General features: G+C 46.6%; 13 protein-coding genes. 12 read left to right on the forward strand and 1 reads right to left on the reverse strand.

The features are described 5' to 3' along the window. Window positions 1-117: 117 nt before the first annotated feature. The 6 genes from carA (at window position 118) to OCV59_RS07820 (ending at window position 9,024) form a co-directional block, all read left to right on the forward strand. Window positions 118-1,221: a glutamine-hydrolyzing carbamoyl-phosphate synthase small subunit gene (gene carA, locus OCV59_RS07795; protein ID WP_147593955.1), complete on the forward strand. Its 1,104-nt coding sequence runs from the start codon at window positions 118-120 to the stop codon at window positions 1,219-1,221. Then, on the forward strand, window positions 1,214-4,414 hold the full coding sequence (gene carB / locus OCV59_RS07800; protein ID WP_147593926.1) for a carbamoyl-phosphate synthase (glutamine-hydrolyzing) large subunit: 3,201 nt from the start codon (window positions 1,214-1,216) through the stop codon (window positions 4,412-4,414). The genes carA and carB overlap by 8 nt, the downstream gene beginning before the upstream one ends. A gap of 129 nt (window positions 4,415-4,543) precedes the next feature. Then, window positions 4,544-4,732, forward strand: a complete 189-nt coding sequence (locus OCV59_RS07805; RefSeq protein WP_147593927.1) for a hypothetical protein — start codon at window positions 4,544-4,546, stop codon at window positions 4,730-4,732. A 124-nt stretch (window positions 4,733-4,856) separates the two neighbouring features. Continuing rightward, complete coding sequence (locus OCV59_RS07810) at window positions 4,857-6,491, forward strand: amidohydrolase (protein WP_147593928.1); 1,635 nt, start codon at window positions 4,857-4,859, stop codon at window positions 6,489-6,491. A gap of 85 nt (window positions 6,492-6,576) precedes the next feature. Continuing rightward, window positions 6,577-7,950 (forward strand): Na+/H+ antiporter NhaC family protein, encoded by a 1,374-nt coding sequence (locus tag OCV59_RS07815; RefSeq protein WP_262584222.1) that lies wholly within the window; start codon window positions 6,577-6,579, stop codon window positions 7,948-7,950. 240 nt (window positions 7,951-8,190) lie between these two features. Continuing rightward, window positions 8,191-9,024, forward strand: coding sequence for a TerC/Alx family metal homeostasis membrane protein (locus OCV59_RS07820; protein WP_262584223.1), 834 nt, complete (start codon window positions 8,191-8,193; stop codon window positions 9,022-9,024). Window positions 9,025-9,172: 148 nt separating this feature from the next. Here OCV59_RS07820 and OCV59_RS07825 read toward each other — a convergent pair whose 3' ends face one another. Further along, window positions 9,173-9,721: a metallophosphoesterase gene (locus OCV59_RS07825; RefSeq protein WP_147593931.1), complete on the reverse strand. Its 549-nt coding sequence runs from the start codon at window positions 9,719-9,721 to the stop codon at window positions 9,173-9,175. 92 nt (window positions 9,722-9,813) lie between these two features. Between OCV59_RS07825 and OCV59_RS07830 the strand changes: the two genes are divergently transcribed. The 6 genes from OCV59_RS07830 (at window position 9,814) to OCV59_RS07855 (ending at window position 14,569) form a co-directional block, all read left to right on the forward strand. Then, window positions 9,814-10,242, forward strand: coding sequence for a radical SAM protein (locus tag OCV59_RS07830; protein WP_147593932.1), 429 nt, complete (start codon window positions 9,814-9,816; stop codon window positions 10,240-10,242). Between the two features lie 10 nt (window positions 10,243-10,252). Then, complete coding sequence (locus OCV59_RS07835) at window positions 10,253-10,996, forward strand: Fic family protein (protein ID WP_147593933.1); 744 nt, start codon at window positions 10,253-10,255, stop codon at window positions 10,994-10,996. A 185-nt stretch (window positions 10,997-11,181) separates the two neighbouring features. Then, on the forward strand, window positions 11,182-11,508 hold the full coding sequence (locus tag OCV59_RS07840) for a hypothetical protein (RefSeq protein WP_147593934.1): 327 nt from the start codon (window positions 11,182-11,184) through the stop codon (window positions 11,506-11,508). A 1-nt stretch (window position 11,509) separates the two neighbouring features. Then, window positions 11,510-13,489 carry a V-type ATP synthase subunit I gene (locus OCV59_RS07845; RefSeq protein WP_147593935.1) on the forward strand — a complete coding sequence of 660 codons (1,980 nt, stop codon included), beginning with the start codon at window positions 11,510-11,512 and terminating at the stop codon, window positions 13,487-13,489. Continuing rightward, on the forward strand, window positions 13,486-13,956 hold the full coding sequence (locus OCV59_RS07850; protein ID WP_147593936.1) for a V-type ATP synthase subunit K: 471 nt from the start codon (window positions 13,486-13,488) through the stop codon (window positions 13,954-13,956). Before OCV59_RS07845 ends, OCV59_RS07850 begins: the two co-directional genes overlap by 4 nt. Window positions 13,957-13,987: 31 nt before the next feature. Further along, the gene (locus OCV59_RS07855; protein WP_147593937.1) at window positions 13,988-14,569 is read left to right on the forward strand and encodes a V-type ATP synthase subunit E; all 582 of its coding nucleotides are present in this window, start codon (window positions 13,988-13,990) and stop codon (window positions 14,567-14,569) included. Window positions 14,570-14,577 lie beyond the last annotated feature (8 nt).

Below are 14,577 nucleotides of genomic sequence, written 5' to 3' on the forward strand. Positions count from 1 at the left end.
GAATAATGTTGCATAAACATTTATAACAGTGTATAATTATTTACTGATGGCAGAAATGCTGTGGATCTAGTGTGTAAGGAGATAAGGCATAGGATTATGATTAAGACGATTGAAAAAATGGAAGGTTTGATCTACCTGGAAGACGGGACCGTGTTCAAGGGTCACGGATTCGGATTCAGGGGAACAGCTGTCGGAGAACTCGTATTCAATACATCGATGACAGGATATCAGAAAATACTCACTGACCCGTCGTACAAGGGCCAGATAATAAACATGACATATCCGCTGATCGGAAATTACGGCATAAGCAGGATCGATAACGAATCGGAGAAAGTGCACGCTTTCGGAGTTGTCGTAAAGGATCTGTGCGATGCGCCGTCGAACAGCAACAGCATAATGACGATAGATGAATGGCTCAGGAACATGGAGGTCCCGGGAGTGTTCGGAGTCGATACAAGACAGATAACCAAGAAGATAAGAAACAAGGGAACAGTCAAGTGCGTGATAAGCACAGAAGGCATCTCGATCAGCGAAGCTGCCAGGAGATGTGCGGAGGCAGAGCTCAGAGGCGACTGGATGAAAGAAGTCGGCGTCAAAGAGAAAGTAGAGCTGAAGAGCCTTGCAGACTCGGATGAAAAACCGTTCAGCGTCGCTGTGATGGACTTCGGTGTAAAGGGCAACATACTGACATGCCTGCGCGAAAGAAACTGCGACCTTACGATATATCCTTACGGAACATCGGCCGAGACTATACTGGCAGGAAAGCCGGACGGCATATTCCTGACGAACGGCCCCGGAGATCCGGAGGAAGCAGCAGAGGCCATAGAAGAAGTGAAGAAGCTGATCAGTGCGAATGAGGCACCTATGTTCGGCATATGCATGGGCCACCAGGTGCTCGCGCTCGCATTCGGAGGAAAGACATACAAACTCAAGTACGGACACCGCGGAGGCAACCACGGTGTGTTCGACAAGAATACGAAGCGCTCGTACATAACATCGCAGAACCACGGATTCGCCGTTCAGTATGAAAGCATAATCCTCAAGGGAATGGAGATCACACACCTCAATCTCAACGACGGAACGGTAGAGGGTATAGAGCACAGAGACCTGCCTGTATTTTCAGTGCAGTTCCACCCGGAAGCATCACCCGGACCAAACGATACGGGATATCTTTTCGATAAATTCATAAACATGATGAAAGGGGACAGAATCAATGCCTAAGAAGCCATATCTGAAAAAAATACTTATCATCGGTTCCGGCCCGATCGTTATAGGACAGGCTGCGGAATTCGACTATGCGGGAACTCAGGCATGCAAGGCCATCAGGGAAGAAGGCATAGAGACTATACTGGTAAACAGCAACCCTGCAACGATCATGACAGACAAGGGGATCGCAGACAAGGTCTACATGGAGCCGCTCACTGAAGAAGCTCTCGAACAGATCCTTGCAAAGGAGAGACCTGACGGCATACTGGCAGGATTCGGCGGACAGACAGGGCTGAACCTGGCTATGGAGCTGGAAAGCAAGGGCATCCTCGAAAAGTACGGCGTGGCTCTGCTGGGTGTAAATAAAGAAAGCATCAAAAGAGCAGAAGACAGAGAAGAATTCAAGACGCTGATGCAGGATATAGGCGAACCTATACCGAGCAGTGTCATTGCGACATCGATGGATGAATGCTATGATTTCGTTGAAAAAGAAGGATTCCCTGTTATCATAAGACCTGCGTATACGCTCGGTGGAACAGGCGGCGGTATCGCGGAAAACAAGAAGGAGCTGGAGCTTCTTTGCGTCAAGGGAATGGAAAACAGCGCGATCGGTCAGATCCTGCTCGAAAAGTCGGTTGCAGGCTGGAAGGAGATCGAGTATGAAGTCATCAGAGACAGCCGTGACAACTGCATCATAATATGCAGCATGGAAAACCTTGACCCTGTAGGAGTGCATACAGGCGACAGTATCGTAGTCGCACCTACCCAGACTCTCAGAGACGCTGAGTATCAGATGCTCAGAGATGCTTCGATAAAGATCATAAGAAACCTCGAGATCGAAGGCGGATGCAACGTGCAGTTCGCACTCGATCCTGACACGGGAAAATACATAGTAATAGAGGTAAACCCTCGAGTAAGCCGTTCGTCAGCACTCGCATCGAAGGCTGCAGGATATCCGATCGCAAAGATAGCAGCGAAGATCGCCATCGGATACAACCTGGACGAGCTCTCGAACTACGTTACACAGACGACGAGCGCGTGCTTTGAGCCTACGCTCGACTACGTTGTCGTAAAGTTCCCGAAATGGCCTTTCGACAAGTTCAGGACAGCATCGAGAAAGCTCGGCACACAGATGAAGGCTACGGGCGAGGTAATGTCCATAGACAGGACATTCGAGAGCGCGCTGCTCAAGGCGCTCACATCGATCGAGATCAAGTGCGACGGTCTGCACATACCGTTCGTTTCAGGTCTGAACGATGCTGACCTCGTGGAAAAGCTCAAGGCGTGCGATGACGAGAGGATATTCTGCATCGCGGAAGTCATGAGAAGAGAGCTGATGACAGTCGAGGATCTTTACAATCTGACGAAGATAGACAGATGGTTCCTCAACAAGATCAGAGGAATAATCGATCTGGAGAACAGACTGCAGACAGAGCCGCTGACCAAGGAAATGGTATACGAGGCAGAGTCGAGAGGCTTCACTGATACGGATATCATCACTCTTTCGGGAACGACAAGAGACGTTCTGCAGGATATACGAGTATATAACGATATCTATCCTGTATACAAGATGGTAGATACCTGTGGCGGAGAGTTCGATGCGCTGACGCCTTACTACTATTCATGCTACGATGAAGAGGATGAGAGCGTAAGGAGCCACGAGAAAAAGATACTGGTAATAGGTTCAGGTCCGATAAGGATAGGACAGGGTATCGAGTTCGACTACTGCTGCGTACAGGGCGTATGGGCCATCAAGGAACTCGGATACGAAGCGATAATCATGAACAACAACCCTGAGACAGTAAGTACCGACTTCGATACATCGGACAAGCTGTACTTCGAGTCGCTGCATATAGACAACGTTATGAACGTTATCAAGAGAGAGCGTCCTCAGGGAGTTATCATACAGTTCGGCGGACAGACATCGCTGAACCTCGCTGAAAAACTCAGCAGCCGAAGCATAAACATACTAGGAACATCATACAGCAATATTGACCTGGCTGAGGACAGAGAAAAATTCTGCGAACTCCTTGACGAGCTCGGCATAGCAGTGCCTGAAGGTGTTGCTGTAACGAGCGAGGAAGACGCATTCGCAGCAGTCAGAAAGCTCGGGTATCCGCTCGTGGTAAGACCGTCATATGTAATAGGCGGACGTGCTATGCAGGTCGTATACAACGATGTAGAGCTCAAGAGATATCTGAAGGAAGCCGTATCGCTTTCGACAGAGCATCCTGTTCTGATAGACCAGTATATCCAGGGCAAGGAGATCGAAGTCGATGCTATAGCAGACGGCGAAGACATCCTGATCCCGGGCATCATGGAGCACGTGGAAAGGGCAGGCGTACACTCCGGAGACAGTATTTCGGTATATCCGAACTATTCGCTTTCAGAGGAAGTGGAAAAGACTCTCGAAGACTACACGAAGAGGATCTCGAAGGCCCTCAATGTGGTGGGTCTTGTGAACATCCAGTACGCATATGACGGAAAGAAGATCTACGTCATAGAAGTGAACCCTAGAGCGTCGCGTACAGTGCCTATCCTGAGCAAGGTGACAAGAGTTCCTATGGTAAAGCTTGCAGTTGCAGCTATGCTGGGCCATAAGCTCAGAGACAGCGAATACGGCACAGGCCTTTACAAAAAGACTGAAGAGTACGCCGTAAAGGTTCCGGTGTTCTCGAGTGCAAAACTTACCGACATGGACATCGCTCTCGGACCTGAAATGAAGTCGACAGGCGAAGTGCTCGGAATAGACAAAGATCTGGACAAGGCGATCTACAAGGGTTTCCTCGGTGCAGGAATGAGCATACCGACGAACGGAAACGTTTTCGTGACGCTCAAGGAGTCTGAGCAGAACACATATACGGCAGACATCCTGAGGGACTATGCAGAGGCAGGATTCCGTCTCTATGCGACTGATGACACGATAGAATTCATCATGGCGCATGACATACCTGTAGAGCCGATGGATTACGATACGGCGCAGAAGTGGATCATGAACCATGACAGTGAGAGCGACGAGAAGATCGCTCTCGTAATAAACATTCCTGTAGTTGCGAACCGAAAGGAAAGAGAAAGCTTCCCGGTAAGACGAAAGGCTATCGAGAGAGGCATCTCGGTAATGACATGCATGGATACGGCGCGCGTGTTCCTGAAGGCTGTGAAGCTCAAGCAGCAGGATGCAGTGCTCGACTATGAACCGCTTGACTGATGCAGCAGGCCGACAGGATATCGGTGAAAAAACAATTTTCGAATTATACTGGAAATCAACATAATTCTCTGGTATTATTAATAAGTTACCAGCAGAAAAGGTAACAGCGTTAATTGGAGGAACATAACAATGATGATACTTTTCTTAGCACTGATATTCGGAATAATTGTTGCGGCACTTCTCGTGTTCTCGATCATAAGAAACAGGAATGCCGGTAAAAGCAAGATCGTCAATATATTGAAACTGGTAATCCTGGCTGAAGCGGTCGCATACATAGTCGTCTTTATCATAGTGATAATCAAGACGATGGCGGCGTGACGACGATTCGCATGACGTATCGGATTCAACTGCAAGATCGAATTTCGCTCAGCGCTGCAAAGCGCTGCAGCGAAATTTTTTGTGAGCAGAATGGATAGTGTATCATATATGGAAGGAGTTTGAAATGATAGCAGATAAAGTTCTCAAAAGTAATGTCATATATACCGGTGTAAGCAATGAAATAATCAGCGGAGGTGTTGCAGTCTCCGGAAACAGGATAATCGCTGTGGCCGGTGATGATGAGATAGACGGATATATAGGAAAAGATACTGAAGTATATGAATACAGGGATAAGCTGATAATGCCGGGGATCATAGACAATCATGTACATGTCACTATGGGCGCAATGATGCATGATAATGATCTGAGCCTGGAAGGTACGAAATCAGCAGAGGAATGTGCTGCGATGGTAAAAGATTATCTCGAAAAAAATCCGGAAACGAGTCTGCTGGTAGCCTCGGGCTGGATGGTCTCTGCATGGGACAACAATGAACTGCCGCGCAAGGAGATGCTGGACGAGATATCCACAGAGATCCCTATCTGTCTCAGTACAGCTGACGGATGGCTCTGCTGGGTAAATTCCAGGGCACTGGAGATGTTCGGATACACCAAAGAAAGCATAACTAAAGAAAAAGAGATTTACGTGAGGAAAGACGAAAATGGAGAGCTCACAGGTATGCTGTATCATATGGGTTCGGATCCTGTATTTTTCATGCTGCTCAATATAGACAAGACTCAGGCAAAGAAACTGATCAAGCATTCACTGGGGATATACAGCAGTTTCGGCATCACTGCTGCAGGAGATGTTTCAAATGAACTTGAGATAGAAAAAGAGCCCAAAGGTTTTGAACTTTACAGAGAAATGGAACAGGCAGGCGACCTGGACGTCAGGATGTACGTATATCCTTCGATAGGAAAGACGGGAGATTTCAGCCGTGCGAAGGAACTGATGGAGGAATACAGCGATGGCTATGTCATCATGCCGGGACTCAAAGCATATGGTGACGGAGTCATAGACGCTCATACGGGAGTACTCAATGCACCGTACAATGATAAGCCGGAAGATCCGGAGTTCAATGCTACACCGATATTCACACAGGAAGCCTTGAGCGATATCATAACAAAAGCCAATGCTGAAGGCTATCCGGTAAGGATACACTGCACAGGAGACGGAAGTACGAGAATGGCACTGAATGCATTCGAGGCTTCGATAAAAGCAAACGGCAGACATGGTCTCAGAAATGGTATAGAACATGTAGAACTCGTAGAAGATGAAGATTATCCGAGATTTGCAGAGCTTGATGTCATGGCAAACAAGCAGCCAGCACATTATTATCTCTGCACTGAGAAATTCATGCTGGATGCGCTTGGAGAGAGAAGATGGTTCAGGAGTCAGCCTCTGAAATCATTTTACGATGCCGGAGCAAAGGTGTCTCTCAGTACGGATTTTCCGATCGTTGAGATCGATCCGTTCCACAATATGTACGTAGCCGTTACAAGACTGGATCTTGAAGGCAATGAAATAGGCGCGGATATCAATGAAAAAATAGATATTTTTGATGCGCTCCATGGCTACACATATATGGGAGCATATGGCATGGGCGTTGAAGATAAAACAGGTTCGCTTGAACCTGGCAAGCTGGCTGATATAGCAGTCATAAACGGGAGGATTTTCGATGAGGAGCCGGAAAAGCTTCTTGACAGGAAAGCAGTCCTTACGATGATGGATGGACGTATAGTTTATGAAGACAGGCAGTAAGCATGTCAAAAATGATGATAGATGTCGCAGGCATTTTTAAGATGTTAATATGAATCACTGTTTTAAGAGAGGAGAAAGATTTTTTATGGAGTATGGAATTTTATGTGTGCTTCCGGTAATAACGATACTGGTTATCGCTGTTACTACGAAGCGTACGCTGTTTGCCATGACATGCGGGCTGGCAATGGCGGCAATGATCCTGGGGAAAGGCCCGAAAGGCTTTGCAGGTTCATTCTTCGACAACATTTATGCCGCATTCAGCAATGAATCGCTTCAGTGGCTGCTCATCGTTATCGCATTGTTCGGCATACTGATAATGTTGTATGAGAAGACAGGTGCAGTAACAGATTTCGGATACTGGGCGGGAAAATTTATCAAGACCAGGAAGACGGCTCTGTTCGGAACCTTTATCCTGGGTGTTGTGATATTCATTGATGACTATCTCAACAACCTGGCTGTAGGTACGACGATGAAAGGGATAACGGACAAGCTGGGTATACCAAGACAGCAGCTGGCATATGTAGTGAATACGGTGGCAGCTCCTGTGTGTCTGCTGATACCGCTCTCATCATGGGCTGTATATTTCGCAGCACTGATGGGAGATCAGGGTGTCGAGATCAACGGTTCTTCGATGGCTGCATATATCCATGGTCTGCCGCTGGCATTTTATGCGTGGTTCGCAGTCATCATATGTATCCTCCAGATCCTGGGTGTTATACCTAAGATCGGACCTATGAAGAAGGCATATGAAAGGTACGAGACGCTGGGAGATGTATTCCCTGAGGGAACTGATCCCGAGCTTGTTGAAAGTGCAAAGAATGAAAGCAGCGATCCGGAAGAAAACAGGAAAGCTCATCCGTGGAATTTCCTCATACCGCTGATCGTCATGATCATAGTGGCACTGCTGGCTGACGTTCTTATGGGATCAGCCGCAGGAGTTGCAGTAGCGTTCATACTTTATCTGATAGAGAAGAAAATGAGCTTCAAGGATCTGCTGACTGCATGCTTTGACGGTGTTATGTCGATGGGATTCGTGTTTGTTCTGTCAGTACTTGCTTTTTCGGTGCAGAATGCAAATATAGATCTTGGACTGGCAGATTATGTAATATCCATAACTGAACCTGTCATGAAAGGCGGGTTCCTGCCGGCAGTCGTATTCATCGTATGCGGTATATATGCTTATGCTACAGGATGCTTCTGGGATCTGGCTGCGATCATAATACCTATCGTTATACCTCTTGCAAATGCAATGGGTGTAGACCCGATCGTTACATCAGCTGCAGTATTCTCAGGCGCTGCATTCGGAAGCAATACATGCCTTTACGGCGACGGCGTCATCATGTGTGCACAGGGCTGTCAGATCAAGAGCCTCGACCTCATGACAACGACTCTGCCATATGCTTGTATGGCCGGAGTAGCGACTGTTATATGCTATCTGATAGTAGGATTCGCTATGTAATATCATGAATAAAGATCCCGCTTGGCACATTGTGATATGCTACGGTGATGCTGCAGCGGGATTTTTTGTGCGCGCAGTGCATATACAATGTAAAAGGTGCAGCGGTCTTTATCGATGACCGGTTGTGTGGTAAAATATCTGCATATACAAAACAGACGGTACGCCGCAAATCGTGCAGGCTGCCTGACTGCCATGGATCATAATGGCATGTATACCAGGAATAAAAAGGATGGTACGAAATTGAACGAGATAAGACATTCCGTAAAGTGGGTGGGATTCTGGATAGGGATGGCAGCGATATGTTGCGGCATCATATGGGCGATGCTGGGAAGCAAAAGCGGCCTTGAGTTCGCGGCGGGATATCTGATAGAGCTCAGCCTGAGCGTAGACAATCTGTTCGTGTTCATGTCGATATTCCTGTCGTTCGGCATACGCGAAAAGGTGCAGCACAGAGTCCTGAACTGGGGTATCATCGGAGCGATAGTACTGCGTTTTCTGTTCATATTCTTCGGACTGAAAATAGTCAATTCATTTTCATGGATACTTTACATATTCGGGGCGATACTGATAATAAACGGCATAAAGATGATGATCGGAAAGGAAGAAGAAAAAGATCCTTCGGACAGCAGGATAATAAAAGGCGTAAGCAGAGTCCTGCCGATGACGGATCATTTCGAGGGCGACAGGTTCATGGTGAAAAAGAACGGACGCCATCTGTTCACTCCGCTGTTCGCAGTGCTGTGTCTGGTCGAGTGCTCAGACATAATATTCGCGATAGATTCGGTACCGGCAGTGTTCTCGGTATCGACAAATCTGCTGATAGTGTATTCATCCAACATATTCGCGATACTGGGACTCAGACAGATGTACTTCGTGCTGGAGCATCTGCAGGAACGCTTTAGGTATGTAAAATACGGGGTCGGCATAATCCTGATGTTCACGGGAGTGAAGCTGGGTGCACTGATCTTCGATTTTAACATATCGACGACTGTATCGATCTGCGTGATCTTCTTTGTGATAGTGTTCAGCGTGATAATGTCCGTGATCATATCAGGAAAAGACGGGAAGAGATAGATCATATAGGCGGCAGGGACCGCAGCACTTATAAAGCTTATAAGCTGAAAAACAGGCATATCAAGCATAAAAAGCACAAAAAAATCCTGCATCCTGCAGGATCATAAGCAAAGGCGCAGCTGCAGCCTTTGCGTGGATATATGAATGATCAGAAACGGTCGCAGTAGTTCATCAGATTTCTCAGAAAACCTGACTGCGGCGGTTTTTTATTTCCCATGATGGTTGAATAATACACGATGGAAGCGTCAAAACTGTCTGCAGACGTCCTGATGATGGCGTACGAACCGTCGCTGCCGTCTCTCGGCTGTGTGAGACTGCCGGGATTGATGAAGCGTATGCCGTTGCTCTCATCGGTCATCGCTTTGTGAGTGTGCCCGAAAACCACGGCTCTGCAGTCGTTTTCCATAGCCTTGTACATGAGCCCGTTGAGCTGGTAGTTGACGTTTTCCATGTGGCCGTGCGTGAGCAGGATATTGCCGCATTCCACAGGGATCACCCTGAAGTCGGAACTGCTGTAACCGCCGTCGCAGTTGCCTTTCACGCCTATTACAGGAACGCCGAGCTCAGCCTGCAGCTTTTCCGCATCCGCGATGAAGTCGCCTGCGTGCAGGATCATATCTATATCCGTCAGCTTAGGCCATATATCGCGTACTTTATTGAGTTTTCCGTGCGTATCGCTGATTGCTAAAATTTTCATAAATAGAGTGTAACACAATTAAGTGTCATTGACTAGGCTGTAATTTTAAAGTAAAATGAAAAAAGAAAAAACAAGAAAGAAACGGTAAGATCATGTCAGAAAACAAGAATACTATAATAACAGACGGCCAGGATCTGGCAGAAAGAGCAGAAGAACTCAAAAAGTCAGGAGTGACAGACGTCACGGTCGTAGTGAATACTTTCAACTATACCAGATACAAGCAGTCGAACGACGGAAAGTCACTGGAACCTGTGATCGAAGGCATAAACAGCGCTGTCGGCAAAGGGCTGGGAATAAGGCTGAACGTCGGGATCAAAGAAGGATTCAATGATGATGAGATACTGGATTTCCTGCAGCTCACGTTCCAGCACAAATATGATATAGTTTTCCTTCCGACTATAAGCTATGATCTGATAAAGAGCAAGATGCCGGCTCTCAAGAAAATCGACAAAGATTTCGGTGACGTGGAAATGTACAAGTACCCGAGTGCGGTCGGCCGTATCGGATTTTTGAAGGAGTAGGAGCAGGCGTATGCATGAAAAGCTCAACAGCATGAGACGTGAACTGACGGAGATACTGAGAAGCGACAGGCTGCTCAAGTCCGCTGTCAGGGAAGTCAATAAAATGGATATGATAAAGGGCTCGCTGATAATCAGGAATTCCAGGCATGACAAGATCGCGATAGATGAGATACTCAAAGGAGAGCTGCAGCGTGACGTTCCGGTCGGGGATTATCTCTTCATCGAGAATTTCGGCAAAGTCATCAACGTTGCGTTCAACTGCCTTGAAATGGGCAACTACATAGACAAGTATTTTCTTATCAGCGCGTACAGGATACTGACTGAGGACGACAAGGGATATTTCAGGAAGACGAATCCGGTCGTTTATGCGTTCAACCATGTACCGGTGCACTGCCTCGATATCGAGGAGAAGCTCGATGCTGCGCTGCGCCGCGTGTACAGCCATGAAGCGGGGAACAATATCATACTCAAGGCGATGTACGTGCACAACAAGCTGATAGAGATATATCCGTTCAAGGAGTACAGCGGAGAGCTCGCGATATTCGCGATGAACTACTATCTGATGGAGAACGGGCTCGCGCCGGTGAATATGCCGATAGACCGCGACGACTATTTTTCGATCGTCGGTGAGTGTCTGAAAGGTCACAGGCAGGAGGAATTCTACAATTTCCTGTGCAGAGCCGTTTACGACAAGATGCAGGGCACGATAGACGCCTGCAGAGAATATCTCAAAAATCAGCAGCAGGCTGACTGAATATATGAATATTTAAGACCTTTTACCAGAAAAATAAGACTGGTAAAAGGTTTTTTTTATAAAATCCAAAAAAGAAAAGCAATAAAAAACAGTTGAAAATATTGTTTTTGGGGTATATAATGCAGTAATCTAGCTAAAGATTTTGAATTTTCGAAACTATTTACTGCAAAGGGGGTGCGAAATCTATGCTTGATGCAGAAATAACTCGAATAAGAGAGTGTGAGAGCAAAGCCGACGAACTTCAGCGAAAAGCTAAAAATGAATCAAAAAGGATCCTGGATGATGCAAGAATGGAGGCAGAACGGATCATTAAGGATGCTGAAGACAATGCGAGAAAAATACATGATCGTCTTGTCGATGAAGGACGGATAGAAGCTTCTGCCGCCTATGATTCGTATATGGATTCGATACGGCAGGAATGCGTTGCACTGGCAGATCAGGCAAAGCAGAGCGAAGATGAGGCAATTGAAATGATTGCAGAAAGGATAGTGGGAAGAAGTGTCGATCATTGATATGAAAAGAATAGCAGTGATAGGTCTCGACACTGTAAAGGAGGATCTCATATCTGATCTTATGGAAATCGGTGTTGTTGAAGTAACAGATACCGGTAATAGCATTTCGGAAAATGAAAGTGCGGATCATGCCTTGATAAAAGACGGCGCCGAGGAAAGAGTAAGCACACTCGATCTGCATATCAGCCGTGTTTCACAGGCTCTTGAAGTGATCGAAAGATACAGTGATGTGAAAAGCCCTTTGTTTTTCACAAGGCGGGTACTTAAAAAGGGTGAATTTGCAGAAATCATACAAAATCGCGCAGAAATAAGCCGGGATGTGAATACAGTGATGAAACTGCAAGATCGCCTGAACAGTTTCAGAGACGTGATCAACAAGCGCAATACTGAGCTTGCGGCTTTAGCTCCCTGGTCGGAATATGATGTGCCGATGGAAACAAGACAGACGGCATATACGGTCATAGAGCCGGGAACACTGCCTTCTGCGGCAGACATCGATCTGCTGATACAGAAAATTTATGAGAAAACGAAAGCGGTCGAAGTAAAAGAGATCAGCAGAGACAGTGACATGATCTATATAGTTGTGATAACGGTAAAAAGCTGCAGGGAAGATGTTCTTGAGATCCTGAGACGGAACGGATATACACAGGCAGGTTTCGATGGATTCAAAGGAACGGTGGCGGAGAATACAGAGCGTATCATGGCGGAGATATCGGAACATGAGAAAAAGATCACAGAAACGGAGCGCGAGATCGCAGCGTTTTACAGTAAGAAAAGCGGGATCGAATGTCTGCACGATGAACTGGTGATAGAAAGAGACCATGAGAAAATAAAGGGGCGTCTCCTGAAAACAAGAAGAACTTTCAGTTTTGAAGGCTGGGTGCCGGTGAACTGTATGGAGACAGTGGAAAAAGCCCTTGAGGAAAAAGAGTGCTGTTTTGTCAGCAGAGATCCGGAAGAGGGAGAAACGGTACCCGTGCTCATGCATAACAGCAGCATGGCATACCCGTTTGAAGCGATCACAGAAATGTACTCCCTTCCGGATTACAGAGGTGTGGATCCCACAAAGTATTTTGCGTTGTTTTATGCGATGTTTTTCGGGATAATGCTTAGCGATGCGGGATACGGTATAGTCATGGCGGTTGCCTGCTTCATCATATTAAAGAAATTCTCACTTGAAGGAATGACATATAAGATGATAAAGATGTTCTTTCTATGTGGATTGTCTACTGTATTCTGGGGTGCGCTTTTCGGAGGATGGTTCGGAGACTTTTTCCAGGTGGCGGCAAAAGTCATCTTCAATAAGGAGATCACGATAGAGCCGATCTGGTTCAACCCTATAGAAGATCCGACGAGGATGCTGATATGGTCTCTTGTATTTGGTGTGATACACCTGTTCCTGGGAATGGGTATACATGCAGCGATGCTGATAAAGAGAGGCCGCTGGAAAGATGCAGTGTTCGATGTCTTCTCGTGGTATATGGTGATACTGGGTGGTGTGATGTGGCTGGCAGGCGGCAGCATAAGCGCAGCTCTGGTGAAACCGGGCATGTACATCACTCTCGCAGGAGCAACGATACTGATTCTGACGGGAGGAAGAAACAAGAAAGGCATCGGAAAGATAACAGGAGGTCTCAGTTCGCTGTACAGTATCACGAGTTATGTTTCCGACATACTGTCATATTCCAGACTTCTGGCACTGGGCCTTGCCACCGGTGTTATAGCGAGTGTTGTAAATACTATGGGATCGCTTGCCGGAGGCGGGATTTGGGGGACGATAGTGCTGCTGATAGTATTTGTGGCAGGACATTCATTCAATATGGCAATAAATGCGCTGGGCGCATTTGTTCATTCGAGCAGGCTACAGTATATTGAGTTTTTTGGAAAGTTTTACGAGGATGGCGGTGAGGAGTTTGAGCCGCTGAAAAAAAATACAAAATATGTTCGGCTGATGAACGATACAGATGGAGGTAGAAAATGATTACTGGAAATGTATTTGCACTGATCGGTGCAGCGATAGCAGCTCTCGCAGGTATAGGAAGTGCTATGGGCGTAGGTATTGCAGGGCAGGCTGCGGCAGGTGTGCTGGCAGAAGACCCTAAAAAATTCGGAAAAACGCTTATTCTGCAGGCTTTGCCGGGTACTCAGGGTATTTACGGTCTCCTTATGGCATTTCTTATTTTCATAAGGATAGGGCTGCTGGGAGGCAGTATGATGGAACTCAGTGTATCACAGGGGCTTTATATACTTGCTTCAGGGATACCGATCGGAGCTGTAGGCATCTGGTCAGGTATTGCACAGGGAAAGACTGCGGCATCAGGTATAATGCTTCTTGGAAAGAGATCAGATCAGATGGCAAAAGGTATCATATATGCTGCAATGGTAGAGACGTATGCTATTTTCGCTCTCCTCATATCGATACTCATGCTGTTCAATCTTGGTATATAACTCGGCATTTAACAGATAAGGGTGTGACAAAATGGGTATAGATAACATTACATCGAAGATAATATGCGAAGCCGGACAGAAAGCAGATGATATCCTGACTAATGCACGGGTGGCCGGTGATGCGATCATAGCCGAAGCTGAGAACAAAGCTGACAGAATGCTGGAAACGGCAGAAAAAAACGGTCGTATCGAAAAAGAAAAGCTGATCGTCAGAAAAAAGAGTGTTGCATATATAGACGGCAGAAAGATGCTGCTCGAAAAAAAGCAGGAAATCATAAAATCGTGTTTTGACAGAGCAGTGGACAAGATAGTTTCGATGGAAAAGGAAGACTATATATCTTTTATTGCAGGTCTTGTTGAACAGACAGGCGAGACAGAAGGAAGTCTGATCCTGAATGATGCAGACAGAGAGAAAATAGGCCGGGACCTTATCAGACATCTGAATGAATATATAGACGGCGGGAACTTCGTGATGCACGACAAAACGAAAGCCATGCGGGGAGGTTTCATACTGGTCAAAGGTCCGGTGTCCATAAACTGTACGATAGAAAACCTGGTGGATGAGGCCAGGGAAGAGCTGACAGGGAAAGCAGCCGAGCAGCTGTTCAGATAAGGAGAGAT

The sequence above is a fragment of the Brotomerdimonas butyrica genome, assembly GCF_025567305.1.
Classification (GTDB): Bacteria; Bacillota; Clostridia; order Peptostreptococcales; family Anaerovoracaceae; genus Lentihominibacter; species Lentihominibacter butyricus.